This window comes from Odoribacter sp. N15.MGS-14 (assembly GCF_000980245.1).
Lineage (GTDB): Bacteria > Bacteroidota > Bacteroidia > Bacteroidales > Marinifilaceae > Odoribacter > Odoribacter splanchnicus.
Map to the genome: position 1 here is coordinate 37,773 of NZ_LARE01000010.1, position 24,098 is coordinate 61,870.

General features: G+C 41.3%; 22 protein-coding genes, 2 tRNA genes and 1 pseudogene. 15 read left to right on the top strand and 10 right to left on the bottom strand.

The genetic code is table 11. The annotated features are described in order from the left end of the window. Positions 1-120 precede the first annotated feature (120 nt). From WS34_RS03505 to WS34_RS03515, 3 genes are all read left to right on the top strand, one after another. On the top strand, positions 121-501 hold the full coding sequence (locus WS34_RS03505) for a hypothetical protein (RefSeq protein WP_140398549.1): 381 nt from the start codon (positions 121-123) through the stop codon (positions 499-501). Next, the gene (locus WS34_RS03510) at positions 488-1,024 is read left to right on the top strand and encodes a GNAT family N-acetyltransferase (RefSeq protein ID WP_013612022.1); all 537 of its coding nucleotides are present in this window, start codon (positions 488-490) and stop codon (positions 1,022-1,024) included. Before WS34_RS03505 ends, WS34_RS03510 begins: the two co-directional genes overlap by 14 nt. Before the next feature lie 100 nt (positions 1,025-1,124). After that, positions 1,125-1,526, top strand: coding sequence for a DUF4890 domain-containing protein (locus WS34_RS03515; protein WP_013612023.1), 402 nt, complete (start codon positions 1,125-1,127; stop codon positions 1,524-1,526). A gap of 383 nt (positions 1,527-1,909) precedes the next feature. Here the strand turns inward: WS34_RS03515 and mnmE are convergent, their stop codons facing one another. Continuing rightward, entirely contained in the window at positions 1,910-3,304 is a 1,395-nt protein-coding gene (gene mnmE, locus WS34_RS03520) for a tRNA uridine-5-carboxymethylaminomethyl(34) synthesis GTPase MnmE (protein WP_046403191.1), read from the bottom strand. A 285-nt stretch (positions 3,305-3,589) separates the two neighbouring features. Between mnmE and WS34_RS03525 the strand changes: the two genes are divergently transcribed. Then, the gene (locus WS34_RS03525; protein WP_013612046.1) at positions 3,590-4,198 is read left to right on the top strand and encodes a DUF4251 domain-containing protein; all 609 of its coding nucleotides are present in this window, start codon (positions 3,590-3,592) and stop codon (positions 4,196-4,198) included. 91 nt (positions 4,199-4,289) lie between these two features. On the opposite strand, the gene tnaA is transcribed toward WS34_RS03525, so the two are convergent. Both tnaA and WS34_RS15395 read right to left on the bottom strand, forming a co-directional pair. Further along, on the bottom strand, positions 4,290-5,669 hold the full coding sequence (gene tnaA / locus WS34_RS03530; protein WP_022159279.1) for a tryptophanase TnaA: 1,380 nt from the start codon (positions 5,667-5,669) through the stop codon (positions 4,290-4,292). A 232-nt stretch (positions 5,670-5,901) separates the two neighbouring features. Further along, on the bottom strand, positions 5,902-6,015 hold the full coding sequence (locus WS34_RS15395) for a hypothetical protein (RefSeq protein WP_228026163.1): 114 nt from the start codon (positions 6,013-6,015) through the stop codon (positions 5,902-5,904). Between the two features lie 224 nt (positions 6,016-6,239). On the opposite strand from WS34_RS15395, the gene WS34_RS03535 reads away from it, so the two are divergent. Next, a complete protein-coding gene (locus tag WS34_RS03535; protein ID WP_286693616.1) occupies positions 6,240-6,770 on the top strand; it encodes a DUF7935 family protein in 531 nt (176 codons plus the stop codon). Positions 6,771-6,903: 133 nt separating this feature from the next. On the opposite strand, the gene WS34_RS03540 is transcribed toward WS34_RS03535, so the two are convergent. Further along, positions 6,904-8,202 (bottom strand): DEAD/DEAH box helicase, encoded by a 1,299-nt coding sequence (locus tag WS34_RS03540; protein WP_022159277.1) that lies wholly within the window; start codon positions 8,200-8,202, stop codon positions 6,904-6,906. 268 nt (positions 8,203-8,470) lie between these two features. On the opposite strand from WS34_RS03540, the gene WS34_RS03545 reads away from it, so the two are divergent. After that, a complete protein-coding gene (locus tag WS34_RS03545; protein ID WP_013612051.1) occupies positions 8,471-8,716 on the top strand; it encodes a coregulated in stationary phase A in 246 nt (81 codons plus the stop codon). 155 nt (positions 8,717-8,871) lie between these two features. Here the strand turns inward: WS34_RS03545 and pgl are convergent, their stop codons facing one another. Continuing rightward, positions 8,872-9,582 carry a 6-phosphogluconolactonase gene (pgl, locus tag WS34_RS03550; RefSeq protein ID WP_013612052.1) on the bottom strand — a complete coding sequence of 237 codons (711 nt, stop codon included), beginning with the start codon at positions 9,580-9,582 and terminating at the stop codon, positions 8,872-8,874. A gap of 243 nt (positions 9,583-9,825) precedes the next feature. Here pgl and WS34_RS03555 point away from each other — a divergent pair, with 243 nt between their 5' ends. Continuing rightward, positions 9,826-11,004 (top strand): class I SAM-dependent rRNA methyltransferase, encoded by a 1,179-nt coding sequence (locus tag WS34_RS03555; protein ID WP_046403193.1) that lies wholly within the window; start codon positions 9,826-9,828, stop codon positions 11,002-11,004. Between the two features lie 83 nt (positions 11,005-11,087). On the opposite strand, the gene glmM is transcribed toward WS34_RS03555, so the two are convergent. Together glmM and gcvH are read right to left on the bottom strand one after the other, a co-directional pair. Then, positions 11,088-12,470, bottom strand: a complete 1,383-nt coding sequence (gene glmM / locus WS34_RS03560) for a phosphoglucosamine mutase (RefSeq protein WP_046403196.1) — start codon at positions 12,468-12,470, stop codon at positions 11,088-11,090. Between the two features lie 130 nt (positions 12,471-12,600). Then, entirely contained in the window at positions 12,601-12,975 is a 375-nt protein-coding gene (gcvH, locus tag WS34_RS03565; RefSeq protein ID WP_022159273.1) for a glycine cleavage system protein GcvH, read from the bottom strand. A 330-nt stretch (positions 12,976-13,305) separates the two neighbouring features. Here gcvH and WS34_RS03570 point away from each other — a divergent pair. The 3 genes from WS34_RS03570 (at position 13,306) to WS34_RS03580 (ending at position 15,247) form a co-directional block, all read left to right on the top strand. Beyond that, positions 13,306-13,379, top strand: a tRNA-Asp gene (locus WS34_RS03570). 27 nt (positions 13,380-13,406) lie between these two features. Then, positions 13,407-13,480, top strand: a tRNA-Asp gene (locus WS34_RS03575). A 459-nt stretch (positions 13,481-13,939) separates the two neighbouring features. Beyond that, positions 13,940-15,247 (top strand): MATE family efflux transporter, encoded by a 1,308-nt coding sequence (locus WS34_RS03580; RefSeq protein ID WP_046403198.1) that lies wholly within the window; start codon positions 13,940-13,942, stop codon positions 15,245-15,247. A gap of 159 nt (positions 15,248-15,406) precedes the next feature. On the opposite strand, the gene WS34_RS03585 is transcribed toward WS34_RS03580, so the two are convergent. After that, positions 15,407-16,492, bottom strand: a complete 1,086-nt coding sequence (locus tag WS34_RS03585) for a 6-bladed beta-propeller (protein ID WP_046402681.1) — start codon at positions 16,490-16,492, stop codon at positions 15,407-15,409. A 314-nt stretch (positions 16,493-16,806) separates the two neighbouring features. On the opposite strand from WS34_RS03585, the pseudogene WS34_RS03590 reads away from it, so the two are divergent. Beyond that, positions 16,807-18,232, top strand: a pseudogene (locus tag WS34_RS03590) (alpha-L-arabinofuranosidase C-terminal domain-containing protein). Positions 18,233-18,376: 144 nt separating this feature from the next. Here the strand turns inward: WS34_RS03590 and WS34_RS03595 are convergent. Both WS34_RS03595 and WS34_RS03600 read right to left on the bottom strand, forming a co-directional pair. Beyond that, positions 18,377-19,378, bottom strand: coding sequence for an ornithine carbamoyltransferase (locus tag WS34_RS03595; protein WP_022160992.1), 1,002 nt, complete (start codon positions 19,376-19,378; stop codon positions 18,377-18,379). A gap of 104 nt (positions 19,379-19,482) precedes the next feature. Next, entirely contained in the window at positions 19,483-20,442 is a 960-nt protein-coding gene (locus tag WS34_RS03600; protein ID WP_022160993.1) for a carbamate kinase, read from the bottom strand. Between the two features lie 307 nt (positions 20,443-20,749). Between WS34_RS03600 and WS34_RS03605 the strand changes: the two genes are divergently transcribed. The 4 genes from WS34_RS03605 to WS34_RS03620 all read left to right on the top strand — a co-directional run bounded on the left by WS34_RS03605 (position 20,750) and on the right by WS34_RS03620 (position 24,037). Continuing rightward, entirely contained in the window at positions 20,750-21,025 is a 276-nt protein-coding gene (locus tag WS34_RS03605) for an FtsB family cell division protein (RefSeq protein WP_239454811.1), read from the top strand. Between the two features lie 4 nt (positions 21,026-21,029). Further along, complete coding sequence (ruvX, locus tag WS34_RS03610; RefSeq protein WP_013612061.1) at positions 21,030-21,455, top strand: Holliday junction resolvase RuvX; 426 nt, start codon at positions 21,030-21,032, stop codon at positions 21,453-21,455. Between the two features lie 13 nt (positions 21,456-21,468). Then, positions 21,469-22,023: a peptide deformylase gene (gene def / locus WS34_RS03615; RefSeq protein WP_022160995.1), complete on the top strand. Its 555-nt coding sequence runs from the start codon at positions 21,469-21,471 to the stop codon at positions 22,021-22,023. A 124-nt stretch (positions 22,024-22,147) separates the two neighbouring features. Further along, a complete protein-coding gene (locus WS34_RS03620) occupies positions 22,148-24,037 on the top strand; it encodes a ComEC/Rec2 family competence protein (protein WP_353743262.1) in 1,890 nt (629 codons plus the stop codon). Positions 24,038-24,098: the final 61 nt, after the last annotated feature.

Sequence of the window (24,098 nt, forward strand, 5' to 3'; positions counted from 1 at the left end):
ATTTCCATTCGGATAAGGGAAAAGTTAAGAAAAGGATTGATTACAGTATGTCTGTTTTACTGCGGTTTTCATTCCGCTCTCTTAGGTCAATCTTTATCCAGAAGCAAACAAAACAATAATATGGTAACGAGTCGGCACTATTCTTCGGCCTTTGCAGGTCCGCAAAATAAAGTCGTATCCTCCTTTTCTTTCGGAGAATACGACTTCCGGGATACTCTCCCGGGTAAAAACTATACCATACAATTATTCACGTCGTTCGATACACCGGCAGATCCGATTCTAACAGAAAGCAACAAAATAAAGATCATCCGGATGGGTGAATTATACCGGTATATTTTCTCTCAATACCATGCACTGGACACTGCCCGTCAAGCGTTAATCCCTATTCGCCGATTATACCCACAAGCCTGCATCCGGGAATACCAGGAAGGAAAATTAGGCCCTATTATAGATATGAATATTGACCATAGAATAAATGACAAAACTTATGATGCAAGATGAAAACATTCTGATCCGGGCACTCGAACCCGAAGATTTGGAGTACCTCTACAAGTGGGAAAACGATATGGACCTTTGGGATGTCAGTGACACCCTGACCCCATTCTCTCATTTCACACTGAAAAAATACATTGAAAATGCCCATGTAGACATTTATACCAGCAAGCAATTGCGGCTGATGATTACACGTGTCGATACCCAAGAGCCCATCGGACTGATCGACCTGTACGATTTCGACCCTTATCACCAGCGGGCCGGCCTGGGAATCATGATTCACAATATGGAAAACCGCAAACAAGGCTATGCCAGCTCGGCGATTAAGCTCATGCTGGATTATTGTTTCGAAACCCTGGGCTTGAATCAGGTATACAGTAGTGTGCCCAGTTGTAACGTGGCCAGTCTGAAACTCTTCGAAGCCACGGGCTTTACCCAAACCGGTTACCGGAAACAATGGTTAAAAAGGGGTAATGAATGGGAAGATGTCATTTACTTCCAGCAACTTGCCTCTACCTGGAATAACAACTAAATAATCTCTCATACGCTATAAACCTTTGTTCGGATAGATTGTCTTATATAATATAAAACCAATTTTTATAGAAAACATTTATTGAACTAAAAAAGCGATTATGAAAAAGTTAGTATTCTTAGCCACCACATTATTGATGTTCCTGGCCATAACAGTAAATGCCCAACAAAGGGGCCCGCGTGAACGAATGACTCCGGAACAGCAAGCGACCCGGACGGTCGAACGCCTGACCACCGAATTAAAGTTGACAGACAAACAACAGGCAGACCTGAAAAAATGGTATACCGAATCGTTCAAAAAGCGTGAAGAAGCCATGCAGAAAAACCGGGATAACCGTGAAGCCATGCGTGATCAAATGAAAAAAGACCGTGAAGCTGCAGACGCCGAACTAAAAAAAGTATTGACCGAAGAGCAATATAAAACCTACAAGGCCAACGAAGAAAAACGCATGAAAGAGTGGCAACAAAGAGGTCGTCAAGGTGGCGGACACCCTCAACGATAAAATAATTGATAACCTGAAAGCAACAACTTTCAGGTTATTTTTTATCCTAGCCCTATCCCCTGTTCATTCCAGCCCGAATTGACAAGCTCTTCATCCATACACACGCATAGACTTTGTTCCATCCAATCGACCATTACAACATAAAGAATATCTTAATTAAAGCCTTTATAGTTTACTTTCATCCTGCCTCCCGACCTAAGTTCCTACTTCTGGTTATATCATCAAATCTTTCACACTCCCCACGATACATCATCCAACAACTTACCACAATTTCCTACAACAGCTCCAAGAGAGTATTCCGACTTTCTGCATCGAACAATTCCAAAGGGAAATTCTCCATACGAGCATATTAACAATCAATGTATTGTACGTGTCATAAGCCATCACTTACCGATGCAAAAATTCTTAAAAATATTACCCAGAACCTCATCCGTAGTAATCTCGCCGGTAATTTCACCAAGATAATGAAGACACTCACGGATATCCTGAGAGATGAATTCGCCACTGAGTCCGGATTCAAGACCTTCGTTCACACGCTCGATGGCTGTGCGGGCATTACGAAGGGCTTCGTAGTGACGGACGTTACTGACGATGACATCGGAAGTATTGAGGGTATTTAGATTTACAGTCCGGGTCAATTCCTGAATCAAGCGATCCAGATTTGCTCCGGTACGGGCTGAAATCGGAATAATCTCTTCACCGGAGGTAAAAAGCCGGATGGTTTCCTGAGGCGTCAATAAATCTTCCACCTGATCGGTTTTATTAAGGACGATGATTAACTTTGCATCCGAAGTGAGGCGGGATTTCACCTGATGATAATATTCTTCGAAAGACTCTACTCCCCGATTCAGATCGGTCAATAACAGGACGACACTAGCCTGACCGATTTTAGCAAAAGTCCTTTCGATCCCGATATTTTCGACCTCATCCGAGGTGGCCCGTATACCGGCCGTATCGATAAAACGGAAAGTGATTCCATTCAAATTGATCGTATCTTCGATCACATCCCGGGTTGTACCGGCAATATCCGACACAATAGCCCGGTCCTCACGCAACAAAGCATTCAACAAGGTACTCTTTCCTACATTCGTATTGCCGACAATAGCTACAGGTACCCCATTTTTAATCACATTTCCCAAAGAAAAAGATCTACACAAGCGGGTCAGTAATTCATCGATATTTCCGGCAATACGTCTCAATTCCGAACGATCGGCAAATTCAACATCTTCCTCTGAAAAATCCAGCTCCAACTCAAGCAAGGAAGTAATATGTAACAATTCGGCCCGCAATTTCATCAATTCAGCTGAAAAGCCACCTTTCATTTGCTTCAGAGCCATCCGATGCGATGCAGCCGAAGAAGAGGCGATCAAGTCTGCAACCGCTTCTGCCTGCGACAAATCCATTTTTCCGTTCAGGAAAGCCCGTTGCGTAAATTCGCCGGGAGTAGCCAGCCGGGCCCCCTGATTCACCAACAGCTGCAATAAACGCTGTTGGATATACAAGGAGCCATGACAAGCGATTTCTACAGACTCCTCCCCTGTGAATGAATGAGGTGCATGAAAAATAGTCACCAGGACTTCATCCAACAAACAACCTTCTTCAAGGATCCTGCCGAAATGCACTGTATTCGCTTTCGCGCCGGTCAGTTTTTTCCCGGATGGAGACTCGAAAATCCGGTCGGTAAGAGCGATACAACCCGCCCCGGACATTCTCAAAACTGCGATAGCTCCGATTCCGGGAGCCGTCGATACAGCGCAAATTACCTCAGAAGTTTCCATGATAGCCAGAATTTATCGTTTTATAAAATCAATTTTATCATTTTTTTAGAAGCGTCATTCCCAATATGGCATAAAATATGCAAAACCTTTCCTAACAGCTATTTCTGACAAAAGTACTCTTTTTTACTGACATGACAGAAACGAAGTTTTATACTTTTTTAAATACAGGTTGAAAACTATTGGAGAAATTAACACGTATATGAGGGAAATTAATAAACGGTGATATATGATAACAATCTGAATAACCGGATATAATATAAAACAACTAAATAAAAACGACCTATTATGAAACGAGTATTATTTTTATTGCTGGTATCTGTATTTATGCTGCCCGCTTTCCATAGCGAAGCACAGGTACAAGGAACACAAACTCCGACTCATTATCAGGAGCTAACCAAACAACAACAACGACAAGTGAAGCGGGATCTTCGCAAGAAAGCCCGTGAGGTTGCTAACCAACAAGCTTTCAACGCTGCTGTAGATGCTTTGAAAGACCGGAATTGGGTATTAATGGCCAGTACACTTTATGGCCCCAGAGGTTCAGCTATACCTGTATCCGACAATACCAACTTCATCCAATTTAAAGGCAATACCGTGTATGTACAGTTAGCTTTCAACGGCATTGCTGGTCCGAACGGTCTTGGTGGAATCACCGTACAGGGTACTCCTTCACAAATCACCACCAATACAGATAAACATGGAAATATCACTTATTCCTTCTATGTGAACGGAATCGCTTTAACCGCCCAGGTTGTGGTCAATCTGAGTGCAGGCAGTAACTATGCCAATGCAACGGTTTACCCGATGATGAACGGTAATAACCTGACTTTCTCCGGAACTCTTGTTCCCACCTCACAATCCGGAATCTTCAGAAGTGGATTCATCAGTTATTGACCGGAAGTTTATAAATTACGGCTTTATACTTAAAGCCGGTAAAATAAAAGGCGCCTTGCGGGGCGCCTTTTTACGATCGTTGTTAATCTAATTATTTTGCCTTTTCCAATTCGACAGTAAAGTGGCGCATGATCGGAAATTCTTTCGTAATTACATAACCACGGGTAATGGATTCGCGGCGATCATATACATTTTTCAGTGCAGCAGCTATTACATCCATATGATTATTGGTATAAGTACGGCGCGGAATAGCCAGCCTTAATAATTCCAGGCGGGGATAACGGTTTTCGCGGGTTACCGGATCCCGGTCGGCCAATATCGAACCGATCTCCACACCACGGATTCCGGCTTCAAGATACAACTCTACTCCCAACGTCTGAGCGATAAATTCTTCTTTAGGTACATGAGTAAGTACTTTCTTGGCATCCACAAAAATCGCATGTCCACCGGCAGGACGCTGATAAGGTATTCCGTATTCATCCAATTTCGCCCCCAAATATTCCACCTGTTTAATCCGGGTTTCGAGGTATTCGAATTCAGTACCTTCATCCAATCCCTGTGCCAAAGCATTCATATCCCGGCCCGACATTCCGCCATAGGTAATAAACCCCTCGTTCATGATACAGAACATCTGGCATTTTTTCCACAACTCTTCGCTTTTGAATGCTACAAATCCACCCATATTCACAATCGCATCTTTTTTCGAAGACATGGTCATGATATCGGCATAAGAGAACATTTCTTTTACAATCTCTTTGATGGATTTGTTTTCATACCCTTTTTCCCTTGTTTTAATGAAATAAGCATTCTCTGCAAAACGGGCAGAATCGATCTGCAGGTTCACTCCGTACTTTTTACAAAGGGCAGATACTTCCCGAATATTCTGCATAGATACGGGCTGACCTCCGGCGGTATTATTCGTAACGGTCAATACGACTGCAGGGATCTTTTCTTTGGGATATTTTTTCAATACTTCCTCCAGCTTGGTAGGATCCATGTTGCCTTTAAACGGAATTTCCAACTGCGTATCAGCTGCTTCGTCGATAGTACAATCGATAGCCAAAGCTTTCCGGAATTCAATATGTCCTTTCGTAGTATCGAAATGGGAATTGCCCGGCAACACATCTCCTTCTTTGATAATGGTAGAATATAAAACATTCTCCGCAGCACGTCCCTGGTGAGTCGGTAAGAAATAATCGAATCCCAGAATTTCCTTGATAGCATTCTTCATCTTATAATAAGAACGGGCTCCGGCATAGCTTTCATCTCCCAACATCAGCTCAGCCCATTGTTTATCGCTCATAGCCCCGGTACCCGAATCGGTCAGCAGATCAATGAATACCTGGTCGCTTTTCAGGTTAAAAAGATTGTATTTAGCCTCTTTAATCCATTGTTCACGTTCTTCACGTGTACTTTTACGGATGGTTTCCACCATCTTAATCCGAAATGATTCTGAAAATGGTAATTCCATAACAATATAAATTAAGTTTTAAACAAAAAATAACAAAACAAAACCGGAAAGTTATCTATAACTCTTTACAGACATCCTCACCTCAGGACCTTTTAAACAGAAAATATAGAACAACAAGAATAAATGAGTTTCAGAAATTAAACTCATCGCGCTTTTTAATATTCAGAAAAAGCCGGTTTAAAGGCAATATGTTTCCACTGCGTTGCATACGATTGCAAAAATATAAAATAATTTAGAAATGACAAGTTTTGAACAAAAAAGATACTACAACTTTCACCGAACCACTAAAAAAATTATTGACCACACTATTCATATACCGTTCCATATAATCCTCCCGATTGACCAAAGGATAATATTAAAAGGATTTGTATGATTTGCAATTCTGCCTTCGTTAATTCCTCCATTTTATTCATTATTCACTCATTTTTAGTTATCCCATCCAAGTATCGTTACACAAACGCACAACTATAAAAATAATTATACAACTACTTCAATAGTTATTTTCAAAACAGCCGATAAGAAATTTTTAAAAACAAGCTATATCTTTTATATTTGCAAAAAATAAAGACGATGAACATCACCACTTACTTTTTGATTCCCCTTGTCTTATTTGTTATTTTACTGTATCCCTTGGTCAGGAAGGCTGTTGCTTTACTAGAAATTCTGGTAAATAAACAGGTACAGCAAACTACTCAGGAAAAGCAAGCGAATACGTCGTCTACTTCACAAACGCTATTTAATCTGAAATTATTAGCTTATGAAAGGATTATTCTATTTATTGAAAGAATAAAGCCGGATTCGTTTATCCCCCGTACCCTTTCTCCCTCTCTTCCTTATCAGGAATATCAATTATTACTGATCAACGAAATTCGGAAAGAATTTGAATATAATCTTTCCCAGCAGCTTTATTTAAGCGAAAATGCCTGGGAGGTCACGGTCAATTTCAAGGATAATATCATTACGCTGATCAATAGTGCAGCCACCTCCTGTCCTCCCCAAGCAACAGCCGGCGATCTGGCCCGAAAAATTTTAGAGCATTATATTTCGTCGGACCTGAAAGGAGATCAGATTTTAAAAATCGTCAAGGCAGAAATACAATAAAAGTGATAAAACTAGAGGCTAAAGGCTAGAGGCTAGAAGCTAAAGACTAGAGGCTATGACGCAAAGTTAAAATTATTTTTTCAGCTTTTAGCCTATAGCATTTAGCATTTAGCTTTATTGCTTTCAGCCTTTCCTACTTTTTCCGTCTTCCCTCTTTGGTTCGGTCTTTACGTACTTTTTGGGGCGTTTTACTATTTTTGGCTGATTTGGCATGGAAAGCTCCACCACCTTTCGGTTTACCTTTTTGATAGACAATATTCGAAGTCTGTACTTTTTCGTCGTCAAGTAAGACATCTGAGATCACCAGATTTTCCGGTAAGGCAGCCCATTCGACCTGCTGCCCGATCAGCTTTTCGATTTCTTCGAATTTCGGCTCTTCTTTTTCTGTCACGAAGCTGATAGCCGTTCCTTCCTTTCCGGCACGGGCAGTACGTCCGATGCGGTGGATATACTCCTCAGGAATAGAAGGTATATCGAAATTGATGACATGGCTGACATCCTGCACATCGATTCCACGTGCCGCAACATCTGAAGAAACCATGATCCGAGTCTTTCCTTCTTTAAATGCTTTCAAAGCATTTAATCGGGAATTCTGGGCCTTATTCGAATGCAGTACACTCAGTTCCCCCTTCCAGTGGTCGCCCAGTCTCTCCACAATCCGATCGGCATTTTTCTTTGTTTCGGTAAATATCATGACCCTGCGAAATTCTTCTTTATCCGTGAGAAGTAACTTCAATAAGTTGATTTTAGTCTGAATATTAGGAAGATCATAGCGCAGCTGGGTAACCAATTCTACCGGAGTCGTCGGGTTACCTGTCTCTATCCGGACCGGTTCCGGAGCCAAAAATTCTGCTGCCAATTCAGCAATTGTAGTTGAAAAGGTCGCGGAAAACAGTAAAGTCTGATGCTTCTCGGGTACTACCTCAAGAATACTTCTGAGCTGAGGCATAAACCCCATATCCATCAATCGGTCAGCCTCATCGACAACCACAGTCTTAATCTGAGGGGTACGGATAATGCCATTCATATAAATATCCATAAAACGTCCCGGAGTCGTTACCAACAAATCGACTCCCTCGTATACCGCAGCTTGCTGTGTCCGGATATTCGTTCCTCCGTAAATGCCGACACAACGGATATCCATATACTCCGTCAGCAACTCTACACTCTCACATACCTGCACCACTAACTCACGGGTAGGTACAATCACTAATGCACGTGGGTAATTTCCCTGCGCATAATGAAGTTTCATCAGCAAAGGAATCAGATAAGCCAAAGTTTTACCGGTCCCCGTCTGGGCTATTCCAATCACATCCTTTCCGGAACGAATGACAGGGAAAGCCCGTTCCTGAATCGGTGTCGGTTGTTCAAATCCGGCATCTTCCAAAGCCATCAAGATCTGTTTGCTAATATTCAATTCATTAAAAGTCATGTATACAATGCATTAGAAATTCAATTCATCGGTCGGATAAGATCCGACCGATCCTGTTTTTTCTCTACAAAAGTACAAAAAGTTATCCGGTAAGGAAACAATTTTCACAGACATTCTGAGTATTACAGAAATACACTTAATATCAATAGATTACACAAATAATTGATTTTATTAATTTTTTTATGTGAAATTCGCAAACGTTTTACTTGTTTATTCAGAGATTTAGTCCTATATTTATTCCACTGATAAACCATAAAACTTTTGAGATATGACTACAATGATTACCTTCAATGAGTTGAGACAAATCAAAGACATGTTGCCCTCAGGGAGTATGCAAAAAATTGCGGACGAACTGGGACTCGACGTAGAAACAGTACGTAATTATTTTGGTGGAGACCATTATGATGAGGGCAAGGCTGTCGGTTTACATATTGAGCAAGGTCCGAATGGGGGCATAGTAAAATTAGACGATACTACGATCCTGGAAAAAGCCAAAGAAATGCTTGAATGTTAAATAAAAGAGCATTTTGTATTCTTTTAAAAGTCAGCACATATACCTCCGGCAGATAAATACATACGATAGTCTATCGTTTTGAAGATATCAATATCTCCACCCCATCGGTATCCTGACCCGAGGTATATGACTTTCAGAATACAAAATGCTTTTTTTTACTCCAGACTTACTTGCAAATCTGTAAAGATCATCGCTTCCGGCGCATGATTGATAATATAAGCCGCAGGGAGGACCGAGTTTTCTTCTGCATTGATCACTCTTTGTAAAATGCTTGTCTTTGCATTTCCCAATACAGGGATAAGAAGTAGTTTCGCATTCAATATCAAACTACCTGTCATTGTAATTCTTTTCTGTCCACTTTCCGGATGTTGGGATACTTTATAGCAACATTTTGCCGTTAGTAATTCCGGCGTTGAAGGAAAAATAGAAGCAGTATGTCCATCCTCTCCAATTCCCAGAATGATTGCGTCAAAACGAGGACAAGAGGCATATCCGGGTAGTTCCCATTTCACCAATTCCGAATAATGTTCAGCCTCTACTTCAGGCTCCCGTTCACCATGAATACGATGGACATGGGCATGTGGAATATCCAAAGGCCGGAACAACAATTCATCCGCATGTTTGAAATTACTCTCCTCATCATCAGGAGAAACACATCGCTCATCCACCCAATAAAACCTCAATTGCTCCCATTTTATTTTCTCCCGGTATTCCCGAATCCAAAGCCCGAACATTTGTTGGGCCGTACCGGCACCCGACAATGCTAAATGGAACGGAGAGATTCCCCGCATATTCATTTTTTCTATCAATTGTTCTGTCATTGCACGCAAAGCATCTTCAGCAGAACCCAATACTTTAAGTCTCATCTATTTGTATTTATCGTATTAAACTTCTTAGGGGGCACTTCAGCTCAAAATTACATACCCCTACAATATTCGCAATTTATGAATTTTTAAGAACTTTTCCAACAAAAACAAGAAACTATCTCTCAAATATTCTTTGTGTATTACGCAATCGTTCGTTTTAGGGTTATAATATCGACTTTTAAAGAAACAGATCAAAGTTTTTTATCTATTTTTGCAGTCCAGTAATCAGTTATGCTTCATCTCATGAATAAAATCATACTAAAACCAGGAAAAGACCGTTCGGTATTTCGTTATCATCCTTGGATATTCTCAGGGGCAATCGCCAAAACAGAGGGGAAATTACAGGAAGGAGACCTGGTCAGAGTCTATAGTTCGGACAATCAATATCTGGCGACAGGGCATTACCAGATCGGTTCTATCGCAGTCCGAATTCTCACTTTTAAAGATGAAGATATCGGTTATTCTTTTTGGCTACAACGAATTACAGCAGCCTATCACATGCGCCGAGCTATCGGTTTGACCGACAGAGCAGACAACGATACTTTCCGGTTGATCCATGGAGAAGGCGACAATCTTCCCGGATTAGTCGTCGATTATTATGCCGGTGTTGCTGTCGTTCAATTCCACTCCGTAGGTATGTACCTGGAACGGGAAAATATCACCCGGGCCCTACTCGAAACTTTAGGAGACAGATTAACCGCCATTTACGATAAATCGGAATCTACCCTTCCCTACAAAGCGGCGATCGATCCACATAACGGTTACTTATACGGAAAAGCGGATCATTTTATAGCACAGGAAAATGGGTTAAAATTCAATGTCGACTGGTTAGAAGGCCAGAAAACCGGTTTTTTTATCGACCAACGGGAAAACCGACATCTGCTCGAAAAATATGCCGGTAATAAACAGGTCTTAAACATGTTTTGTTACACCGGAGGTTTCTCTTTTTATGCCATGCGGGGAGGAGCCCGATCAGTACATTCCGTAGATGTCTCCACCCGGGCGATCGAATTGGCCAAACAAAACGTAGCACTCAATTTTCCCGGAGACAGGCGGCATGAAGCATTTGCAGAAGAAGCTTTCAGATTTCTGGAACAATCTCACAATAAATACGACTTGATCATTCTAGACCCTCCGGCATTCGCGAAACATCAGAATGTACTCAACAATGCCATCCAGGGATATAAAAAACTGAACCGGAAAGGCATTGAAGTAGTCAAACCCGGTGGGATCATTTTCACCTTCTCCTGCTCACAAGTCATGACTAAGGAACTGTTCCGTCAGACCGTATTCACAGCAGCAGCCAACACAGGAAGGAAAGTACGTATCCTCCACCAGTTAACCCAACCGGCAGATCATCCGGTAAGCATATACCACCCGGAAGGCGAATACCTGAAAGGCTTGGTATTATATGTCGAATAATATACAGCCTATCGTTTTCCGGTTTATCCGGAAAACGATAAATAAGCCTTACGGTCACTGCTTACAGTTCAATTTCTCACGCTCTAAAACGTACTTTTAGCTGCGGCAATCACTTCCTCTGCCAATTGATTGGCAGCAGCCTCGTCTTTAGCTTCCGAGTAAATACGGATGATCGGTTCAGTATTCGATTTCCGTAAATGCACCCATCCTTGTGCAAAATCGATTTTTACCCCGTCGATATCTGTCACTTTTTCTGTGGCATATCTCTCTTTCAGCCCTTCCAGAATTTTATCTACATCCATATCGGGGGAAAGGGTCATCTTATTCTTCGAGATAAAATATGGCGGATAGGTACTTTTCAATTCGGTCATCTTCTTACTCTGGGCAACGTAATGGGACAAGAATAATCCAACTCCGACCAAAGCATCCCGCCCGTAATGACTTTCCGGGTAGATCACACCACCATTCCCTTCTCCACCGATCACCGAATGCGTTCGTTTCATCTCGGCAACCACATTCACTTCTCCCACTGCCGCAGCATGATATTGTTGTCCGTAAGCTTCTGTCACATCTTTCAAAGCCCTGGAGGAAGATAAATTAGACACGGTATTCCCTGGGGTGTGTTTCAATACGTAATCAGCTACTGCCACTAAGGTATACTCTTCACCGAACATTTCACCGTTCTCGGAGATCAAAGCCAGCCGATCGACATCCGGATCGACCACGATTCCCAGGTCTGCACGGGATTCTTTCATTTTAGCAGCAATCTGAGTCAGGTTTTCAGGAATCGGTTCCGGATTATGAGCAAAATGTCCGGTAGGCTCACAGTTCAATTCAATGATCTCTTTTACCCCCAAGGCCCGCAATAAAGCCGGAATGACAACACCTCCTACCGAATTTACCGCATCCACGACAATTTTAAGATCAGCCTGAGCTATCGCATCCCGATTCACTAATTTTAACGCCAGCACCTGATTGATATGATATGGGGTATAATCCTTTTCTACAACAGTACCCAACTCATCCACCTCAGCATACTCGAACTCTTCTTTTGCCGCCAATTTCAAGACTTGTTCCCCATCGGCTGCCGATAAAAATTCTCCCCGGCTATTCAATAATTTCAGCGCATTCCATTGCTTTGGATTATGACTGGCTGTCAGAATGATACCTCCATCCGCTTTCTCAGCAGTCACAGCAATCTCTGTTGTCGGCGTCGTGGCTAAACCGATATTGACCACATCGTGTCCCAAACCCGTCAATGTTGCAGCCACCAATTTGGCATACATATCGCCCGACACCCGGGCATCCCTACCCAGAACTATTTTAGCCTTTTTTTTCCCGGCACCTGTCTTCAGCCAGGTTGCATAGGCAGAAACAAACTTCACGATATCCAGCGGGGTAAGATTATCTCCGGGACAACCACCGACAGTCCCCCGGATACCCGAAATTGATTTTATCAAAGTCATATCTTTAAATTTTAGATTTCATTTCAATAGAAATTCAAAATTATAAAAAATCAGTTAGTCCGCCTAATATACATAAAAAAAGCTGTATTACTTACACGTAATACAGCCTTAATTATCTCATTCCAAGGACTTAAATTATCGCTTTGTATGCATCAGCATTCAACAGCCCATCCAGTTCAGTCTCATCACTGATTTTAATTTTTACAATCCATCCTTTTCCATACGGATCCTTATTCACTAATTCAGGTTCACCTTCGAGCTCTTCATTAAATTCGAGCACTTCACCTGCCACCGGTAAATAAAGATCAGAAACAGTTTTCACAGCCTCAACGGTACCGAAAGTTTCACCTGCTTCCAATGCATCTCCGACTGTTTCACATTCAACGAAAACGATATCGCCCAATTGACTTTGAGCATAATCTGTAATTCCTACAACTGCTTCCTCACCTTCTACACGAATCCATTCGTGTTCTTTGGTGTACTTTAATTCTGCTGGTACGTTCATTATTAATGATTTAGATTTAATAATTTTAAATATTTACACATTAGTCTGTCACCGGACTAACCTGAAAACAAATCCAGTTTATTATTTGTTTTAACTAAGGCCAAAGTTAATGAAAAAGTCAAAAAAGCACATTTTTTCCCAAGATTTATTTTCCATCTCTCATTGTTCTCTTCAACCTTCTCATTCTGAATTTCTTATTACAGCTACAAAATAATTTCTACAAAATTTCTTCTCTTTTTTTGATAAAATATTTGCAGATTCAAAAAAACGTCCTACATTTGCACTCGCAATTGAGAACAACAGTGGTTGTTTGATGCATAAATGAAAAAAGGTGCGGTAGTTCAGCTGGTTAGAATACAGGCCTGTCACGCCTGGGGTCGCGGGTTCGAGTCCCGTCCGCACCGCTTTTTTGAAATGATGAAAATAATTTTGGTGCGGTAGTTCAGCTGGTTAGAATACAGGCCTGTCACGCCTGGGGTCGCGGGTTCGAGTCCCGTCCGCACCGCTTGATAAAGAGGAAAAACAAGAAAAGTCCTGAGGTTTAATACTTTGGGACTTTTTCTTTTTCCACTCACCCAAGCGAAAGTACCCGAATCCGGTAGTTCCCAGATAGTGCAGATAGTGTTTCAAAAAGTGTGTATTTTCCTTGTTTTTCCATCTTTGCAAATCTATTCATTTTTAATAAAACAATCTTGATTCTAAAAAAGTTGGAAACACGATCATCGAAACAGAATTATTTTCTATACTTTTGTCCTGCAATCGCTTAACAAAAAGTATTCACTTCCAATGAAACTCTGTATATAGCTACGCCCGACGAATAGCTCCACATGATAAAGCTATTCAGCTATCAGACAAATATTTCCAAAAATTTGTCCTGAGTTTTATATCCTTTTATTTATGAATTTACGAACTGAGGCAACTGCTTGTGTACAGCAAGTCAGACCGCACTATTTACAGTTGAGCGATGAATTATACCTATAAACAAATCTGGCTCATCAACTTTCCGGTGATGATGAGCATTTTAATGGAACAGCTGATCAATATTACAGATGCAGTCTTTTTAGGCCATGTCGGAGAAATAGAATTAGGAGCTTCTGCCATTGCCGGAATTTATTATCTGGCCGTTTATATGCTTGGGTTCGGATTCAGTATCGGATTGCAAGTGATGATTGCCCGAAAAAACGGAGAACAAGATTACCAAGAAACAGGCAAAATATTTTTTCAAGGGTTATTGTTTCTAATGGGACTAGCCCTCTTTCTTTACCTAACGGTACATATCGTTTCGCCAGTCATTTTCAAAAGATCGATCAATTCTCCCGAAATTTACCAGGCAATTATCCGATATCTGGATTGGCGTAGCCTGGGATTATTGTTTTCATTTCCTTTTTTAGCTATACGTTCCTTCCTTGTCGGCATAACGTATACCCGGGCTCTATCAGGAGCAGCTATCGTTGCAATAGGGATCAATATTCCTCTCAACTACTTCCTGATATTCATGCTGCATTTAGGCATATCCGGAGCGGCTATCGCCTCCTCACTGGCAGAAGGAGGTTCTTTCATTATCTTATGCATCTATATGTGGATAAAAACAGACAAAATAAAATATGGTTTACGGACAGTCTATGATGGACAATTACTCATCGCAGTACTCAAATTATCGGTATGGAGCATGTTTCATGCTTTTATCAGTGTAGCCCCCTGGTTCCTGTTTTTTGTAGGTATCGAACATTTAGGTAAAACCGAATTAGCTGTTTCTAATATCACCAGAAGTGTCTCCGCTCTATTTTTTGTCATCGTTAATTCCTTCGCTGTCACCACCGGAGCATTAGTCAGTAATTCCATAGGAGCAGGAGAAAAAGCAAATCTCTTCCCTATCTGCCGAAAAATTCTAAAATTGGGGTATTCCATCGGTATCCCCTTGATTGGCATTGTCCTGATCTGCCACCGATCGATTATAGGAATCTATACAACCGATGAATCATTGATACAATCGGCTGTTGCACCTTTGGTTGTCACATTGCTGAATTATACATTTGCTTTACCCGGTTATGTTTACCTCAATGCAGTCGGTGGTACCGGAAAAACAAAGATCACTTTTATATTTCAGGCCATCGCAACAGGCATATACTTAATTTATCTGTATGGATTAAATAACAGTACAAATACTACACTAACGCTATACTTAACGGCTGAATATCTTTTTGTAATTTTATTGGCCTTACAATCCATCGTCTATCTGAAAAGAAACACTATTAAAAAACAAATAAAATGATGTCGAAAATATATCCTCGTACCGGAGACAAACAAACGGTATACCTACCCGCAAAATCTGTAAACGCATGGACACTATGGTTATAAAGGATTACCCTAAAGTCTCGATGACAGTTTAATATTTTTAAGCTTAGCCGCGGAGTATTTCTAGCACCCCGAGTTACTTTTTCATTTTATAAATTAACAAAGCCATCCCATCCTCCAAATGTTTTTCGAACTCTGCATCAGCCCGGGGAAAACCGGATTCGACGTGCTCGTCGTAAAACTCTTTATTGACGATCGCTTCGATAAAATGTCCCTGAGTATCACAGCAATCCGGAAAAGCCATATAAGGAGAGGAAACTTCGGAAGGATTTGCAAGCAACTGCCCGGACGGTACATGAAAAAGATAACATTCGTCCAAATCTTTTTTCCTTACTTCCATTGCGATATAGTCTCCGTCAACAACCGGAGTTTCGTATATATAGTTACAAGAACCTCCGATTATCAAGTCATAGTCCCCGCGGTAAGATTCCGGAATCTGATTCACACCGAAATCGATCCGGATTCTTCTCAGACTATCCGGATTTGCTTTATCCAGTATAACGAACGAATCGTTCATACACCAATTAAAAACCACTTCCCGGTCGTTTGAAGTAAAATAGACCTCTTTTCCTATAGGATCGCCTTCTTCCTCAAAAGGCAACAGGCGTTGAATAATATTCAGATCGTTGTCCGTAATCAAAAGACGATAAGAAGGTTGAGAGGGGGGTAAATGCCCATCTTTGAAAAAACAAAAAGTAAAAATCATCCGTCCCCGACTCAAAGTCTCGAAATCCCAAGCAATAAAAGCCATTTTTTTCTTGGCAACATAGGCCCCCGTCCGGTTGTCAAAAACATGAAGACCGGGCAGAAAAGTATCTAACACATAAAGACAGGAGTCGTCGACGGCAAAACTTTTGATCTGAAGATATTCTCCACTGCCACGCCCCTGCCGGTCGATCACATACTGAAACCTTCCTATTGTATCATAGACAACTATTTTGTGATTGGAAAAATCCCCCAGATAGATCTTATCTTCCCTGCAAACCATTTTATTTACATAAGCCAGTAAAGCTTCGTCTTTATCTTCCAATTTCAAGTATTTTACAGTATCGATATATTCCAGGATAGGTGTGTTAACAGAAGGGGGAAAAGATATCGTCAGATCTGCATTCACTTCCTTGTTTCCGCATCCCTCTTTGCAAGCGTATAGACTGCATACCATAAGCAAAAAAATACAAACGTTCCTCATCTTTCTAAAAAATTATCCACCCCCTATCAACTTGCTTTTGCTCAAGTCAATTTCAAAGGTTATTGCCTTACATTTATGTCTGCAATATACCTAAAATTATACATTTCCCCCAATTCATCGATTTAAAATTATGCTGATTATCCCTTCTCCCTCAGCACAACAAACATAAGTGTTGAAATTACGTTTTTATAATGTTTAGCTATACACTGACCTTTTACAAGTATTTTTCTACCTAAAAAATAAATTTTTGAATGTATTATTACATAAAATTCAAAATTTGCCAAACAATGATAAAACTCAACAGATTATTTACAGGCTTATTTTTGTCCGCCCACCTATTGGTACAAAGTCAAATCCACGAAATGAACATTTCGACCTACAAACCGGGAGCTCCCATTCAGCTTACCATGTACGGTCTCTTTTTTGAAGACATCAATTATGGTGCAGACGGAGGATTGTATGCAGAATTAATCAAAAACCGCTCTTTCGAATTCCCTTAATCTTTGATGGGCTGGCAAACATTCGGAAAGCTAGAAGTAAAGAATGACGGTCCGTTCGAATACAACCCTCATTATGTTCGCCTCTCTCCCTCCGGTTATCCCCATAAATGGACAAGCCTGGAAAATGAAGGTTATTTCGGTATCGGTGTAAAAAAAGGAGAACAATACCGCTTCAGCGTCTGGACACGTATACCTGACGGGAAAGAAGCTGTAAATTACCAAAGTTACGGTTGGGGATTTTTTGAGTTTTTCCAATTAGCCGAAGAAATCGGAGCGACACCACTTCCGGTTTTAAGCTATGGCCCGGCTTGCCAGTTCCAGAATAACGATGCTTCTGCTCACATAGCTCCCGACGATCTCGCTCCTTATATTCAGAATGCTTTGGATTTGATCGAGTTCGCTAACGGTACTCCGACTCCGAGTACAACCTGGGGCAAAATACGGGCAGAAATGGACCATCCGGAATACCTATCCGGAAATTCAGATTATCGGCAGTTCGGGTCCGAATTCCGAAGGAGATCAATTCGACTATCTATGGCCGGAAATAAAACGCCTACAAGTAGACCTGGTCAACGAATATTTTTACAGACCGGAAAGCTGGTTTTTATCCCAAGGTAACCGGTATGATCGATATGACCGTAAAGGTCCTAAAGTTTTAGCAGGAGAGTATGCTTGTCATGGTCAGGGGAAAAAATGGAATCATTTCAATGCAGCACTTTTGGAAACAGCCTTTATGACGGGAATGGAACGGAACGCCGACGTAATCCACATGGCCACTTATGCACCACCTCTCTTTGCCCGTACAGAGGGATGGCAATGGCGACCGGATATGATTTGGTTCGACAATCTACATGCCGTACGCACTAGTAGTTATTATGTACAACAACTATTTTCGAGAAATAAAGGTAATCAGGTACTCCCCCTAACGATGAATCAAAAGCCTGTTGCCGGCAATGACGATCAGTACGGCCTCTTTGCCAGCGCGGTTTGGGATAACGATACCCGGGAAATTATTGTGAAGGTAGTCAATACTTCCGGGCAACCTCAGAAGCTGGCATTCAATTTCGACGGATTGCCCCCCCAGGAAAGACTGACAAACGGAACTTGCATCCAACTCCGGTCCAATGAACCGAGACTAGAAAACACCCTGGAGCAGTCCAATTTGATCCAACCGGACGAATTTCCGATTCAATTTTCCGGCAAAACGCTGTAGCAAACCATTCCTGCCAGTACTTTTGCTATCTATAAATTCCAAAAAGAAATAGCAGGACCAATAAGATAAGTTAACCTTAGGTTACTGAAAACAAAAAAACGTGCCAGGGAAAACCTGACACATTTCTTTTGCCGAGAGTTCATTTTAGTCACCCAGAGTGGCAACCATCACAGCTTTAATCGTATGCATACGGTTTTCAGCTTCATCGAATACGATAGAATTCGGAGATTCGAATACATCTTCCGTCACTTCGATACCGTTCAGGCCGAATTGTTTATGTACATCACGACCTACCTGAGTTTCCAGATTATGGTAAGCGGGCAGACAGTGCATAAATTTACAATTCTTATTTCCTGTCATTTCCATCACTTTTGCATTCACCTGATAAGGCATCAACAATTTAATCCGTTCTGCCCATACTTCGGCAGGTTCTCCCATAGATACCCATACGTCGGTATATAAGAAATCACATCCTTTCACTCCAGCTTCTACATTATCGGTTACAGTCACCGTTGCACCCGTTTCCTTTGCAATCTCCTGGCAAGTAGCGATCAATTCTGCAGCCGGTTGTAAAGCTTTAGGTGCAACAATCCGAACATCCATACCCATTTTAGCACCACCGACCATCAAAGAATTACCCATATTGAAACGAGCATCTCCCAAATAAGCAAAAGTTACTTTGTTCAGGGGTTTATCGGTATGTTCCGACATAGTCAGGAAGTCAGCCAGGATCTGAGTCGGATGGAATTCATTGGTCAAACCGTTCCAAACAGGTACACCGGCATATTTAGCCAATTCTTCAACAACATCCTGAGCAAATCCACGATATTCGATACCATCGTACATTCTCCCGAGTACACGGGCCGTATCTTTCATCGATTCTTTCACACCTATCTGCGATCCGGTAGGTCCCAGATAGGTGGCATGAGCACCCTGATCATAGGCAGCCACTTCAAAAGCACAACGGGTACGGGTTGAAGTCTTTTCAAATATTAAAGCGATATTTTTACCTTTCAAACGGGGCTGTTCAGTTCCGGCATATTTTGCTCTTTTCAGATCGGCAGCCAGATCCAACATGTATTTAATCTCTGCGGGGGTGAAGTCCAACAACTTCAGAAAATTCCTGTTTCTTAAATTAAAAGCCATAATCTTCTTTATTTTAAATTGTAAATTTCAGATTCCAAAATCCTGGTAATGGACAAAAGTATAAAAAATAAACTAATTCTAACACTAATTTCGTACACCTATTCTTAATCGTAATGCATGGTAATTTTAGAACCGTAACGACGGTCTTCCAGCTTGGTAGCTTCGGTGATTACCGCTTTCTGTCCACCTTTCTCGACAAAAGAAAGACAAGCCCGGATCTTCGGTGCCATACTTCCTTCTCCGAAAGTCCCGGCTTCCAGATATTTCATCGTATCGGCATAATCGAGGAACTCCAAAACCTCTTGGGTCGGTTTACGGAAATCTTTATAAATATAAGGGACATCGGTCAGAATATACAACTCATCGGCTTTCACCCTTGCTCCGATCATTGCCGAAGCCAAATCCTTATCGATCACTCCTTCGAGCGGCTGCAACATTCCTTCCCCATCCACATATACAGGGATACCGCCACCTCCACCGGTGATCACAATACTTCCCGAACGAGCCATCCGTTCCACCAAAGCAGCATTTTTAAAATCGATAGGGGCAGGAGACGGTACTACTCTTCTCCACCCTCCTTCTACTTTAATCTCTTCTTTAAAAATCCATCCATGTTCTGCAGCCAATTTATCTGCTTCTTCGCGGGTATAAATTCTACCAACCCGTTTAGTCGGATTCTGTAATGCCGGATCGTGCTCGTCGACAACAACCTGAGAAATCATAGAAACAACATGCCGGGTAAGTCCGTGTTCCCGGAGTATATTCCGCAAATTTCTCTCGATCATATAGCCGATCTCACCTTGTGAATAAGCCACACACATATCCAATGTCATGGGAGGTAACCCATACATTTTTACTCCGGCATCGTCACTCATCAGGATATTTCCTACCTGAGGACCGTTTCCGTGAGTAATAATCAGATTATACCCTTCACGAACCAGATAAATCAGATTCTCCAAAGTCTCCCGGATATTTTGGTTCTGTTCTTCGACAGTACCTTTCTGATTGCCTCTCAGTATGGCATTTCCCCCCAAAGCAATCACAGCTAATTTCTTTTCTTCCATATATTTCCTTTTAAATTGTTTCTAATTTCATCGTTCTCATTTTATTTCTTAACTAAAACCAGACGACAGATTCATATTCTTTACTTTCAGGAGCACATCCTCCTCTACAAATTTAGGAAAATAAGCTGTTCGAAAAATAGCAAAATGACGATTTTCAGCAACTGCAAACGTTTGATAATCAACAACAGGTATAATTATTCCGTGGATTTTTATAATTATGCGGCGCAAAATCGGAACTTTGATCGTTTTTTCTTATCTTTGCAAAACTATGCAAGAAAAGGATAAAAACACGAGTAACAGCGCTTGGGTGAGCAGATTAATGAACAAATATACCATTACCCTGCTTATTTTTTTGGTGTGGCTTGCTTTTTTTGACCGGAACAGCCTGGTAGGTAAAATGCAATTGCGAGGAAAAATCGCTACTTTGAAAAAAGAAAAAGCTTACTACCAGAATAAGATAGAAGAAGATAACCGGAAAATGAAGGAATTATTGAGTAATAAAGATAATCTCGAGAAATTTGCCAGAGAACAATACCTTATGAAAAATAAAAACGAAGATATCTTTGTTATCGTAAATAAATAGGAACGTGGGAAGAATACTGGCCATCGATTACGGGAAAAAAAGAGTCGGTTTAGCAGTGAGCGATCCTTGCGGAATTATAGCAACAGGCTTGCAAACCGTTTTATCTCAAGAGATATTCCGATTTCTGGAAGCATATTTATCCCATGAAAAAGTAGATCTTTTTGTTGTCGGTCATCCCAAACAGATGGATAACAGCGACTCGGAAAGTATGACCTATATCAAGCCTTTCCTGAGTGGTTTGAAACGCAGATTCCCGCATATCCCCATAGTCATGTATGACGAACGCTTTACTTCTGTTCTGGCTCATAAAGCCCTCTTAGAAGGAGGTGCCAAAAAAAAGACACGTCAGGATAAAGCTTTAATCGACACGATGAGTGCAACCATTATCCTGACTTCTTACATGGAACAACAACGGAATTTAAAAATTTAAAAGCTTTACATATATGTTTTTACCTATAGTAGTCTACGGACACCCGATCTTACGTAAAATTTCAGAAGATATCACCCCCGAATACCCCGAACTGGAAAAATTCATCCGGGATCTTTTTCAAACGATGGACGAAGCAGACGGAGTCGGCCTGGCAGCTCCGCAAGTCGGACGAAATATCCGTATATTCGTTGTCGATGCAAATGCTTTCGAAGAAATGGATCCTGATTGTAAAGGTTTCAGAAAAGCCTTTATCAATGCGCATATCCTCGAACGTTGGGGAGATGAAATCAGCCGCAACGAAGGATGTATCAGTATCCCCGGCATCCACGAAGACGTCAAACGCCCCAACTGTATACGAATCAGCTATATGGACGAGCAAGGACAAGAACACGAAGAGGAGTTTTGCGGTATTAAAGCCTGGATCATCCAACACGAATACGATCACCTGGAAGGTATTCTGTTTACAGATCATCTGTCTGCTTTAAAAAAGAGAATTCTGAAAAATAAGCTGAATAATATCAGTACCGGAAAATTCAAACCTGCTTATCGGGTAATTCTTCCCAAATAAACCGCTCAAAATATTGGATAATTGAAAATTTTTCCGTAATTTATACAAGAAAAATTTTCAATTATTTTATGCAGGTGTAACTTTCAATTATAAGTATCCTTTTATCTATCTGTTAGCGGCTCTTATCGGAGGTATTCTTATCGATATGCCGTTGATAGCGGCTATTTATTGTTTCTTCATCGGCCTGTTTCTCGTTTTACTAAGTTTCATTTTTCAATTGTCTCCCGGCTGGAAAGAACTATTTTTAATTGCAACGGTCCTAAGTTACGGATTCGTTATTTCTGCTCCGCCTCTTTTTACTCCTTTTCCCGACAAAATCTATCGCATCGATGGCCGGTGTAATGAAATACTCCCACACCATAATCTGATCTTATCCGTGAGCAATCAAAACTACTATCTCAGTCATTTTTATACCGATACCATTTATACGCCCGGCGACTCCCTGCATTTCAATGCCCGTATACTCCCTTTCCGACAGAATGCCAATCCCGGTGAATTCAGTTATGCCCGCTATTTAAAACAAAAAAACGTTTTTTTTCATCTACTACCGGTTAGTCCCATCCGGCAAAACGGTCATTCGGACGATTTATACACCGTTTTCGATCATCTTCGCAAGAAATGGCTAAGTAAGACCCATCGGTTATTTTCAGACTCTACCTGTTGCCAACTCGTAAACGCTCTCTGTCTGGGATATAAAAACGACCTCGACAGCGAGGTACAAAATCTATTTATCTCGACGGGAACAGTCCATCTTTTATCGGTCTCCGGTCTGCATACCGGTGCTATTTACTTATTTATACTGTTTATTTTCAAAAGTATCGGTTTCCCTTCCCGTAAAATTACTTTTGTGGTATTCCTGATTCTTTGGTGTTACGTTTGTCTCACCGGTTTATCCCCATCCGTTGTCAGGGCTGCAACGATCCTTTCTTTTATTCATATCGGTCAATATTTCAACCGATCCTATACCCCCCTGAACTCTGTTGCAGCAGCAGCTTTTCTAACCTTATCGTTTCATCCCTCGAATTTGTATTCACTCAGTTTCCTGTTATCGTACAGCGCTTATACCGGTATATTGACTATTTATCCCTTTTTATATCGATTTGCCGGAAAGCTCCCCCCTTTTCCGGCCAAAATATATGCCTGTTGCTGTATTACAGTAGCAGCTCAATTGCCGACTCTTCCCATCAGCGCCTATTATTTCCATACGATCAATTTGAACGGCTTCTTAGCCAACCTGGTCGCGGTTCCATTAGCTACTTTTCTGCTCTATGCCGCCATGCTTTGTCTGATATTCCCCTTTCTACTCAGTCAGTACCTGGCCTGGATTCCGGAAGTGACAGAAAAAATAATCATGGGATTTCTGCATATCTTCGCTCCTTACAGTTTCAACCTGCATCACTTGTATCCCTCTGTTCCCACCGTTTTATTGTCCTATATCAGTTTGATTTTTCTATATCTCTATTTTACCAAACCCGGGAAAAAATGGAGAAGATATTCCATGTTCACTCTCTTTATTCTCTTATGCTGGAATATATCCTCCCATTTTTATCTTGCCAATCGCCAGGAAATCATCGTATTTCAACTTCCTCAAAAAAGTGCTATTATACTGAATTATAAGGGATATTATACTTATTTACTCCGGTCTTCCGACAGCCTCCCGCAAACGCAGCCCTATATCGCTCAGAACAATCTCCGGTCATTACCCGACCATCAAGGCTTTCTGGGTAACGGACTCAGCTATCATTCCGGACAGCTCTGTTCTTTAAAAGACACTCTGACAATCGCCTCCGCCTCAAACCTTCCCCTAACGAAAGGTCAGATACTAATCGTAACCCATAATCTCAGTCCGGAAAAAATATTTTCTCCTGAAGAACACCGATATCCTGCACAAATAGTTCTTGACGGTTCCAATACAGCATTTAACATTCGTTTATGGGACAAATTTTGCCGTCAGCATCACCTCACTCTCATCAACACAGCAGAGACCGGAAGTTTCCGATATTCCCTCCGATAAAGTTTTAGCATAAACACTGGCTTAATCTATTATTTTCAGTAAATTTGCGATCCAATAAATT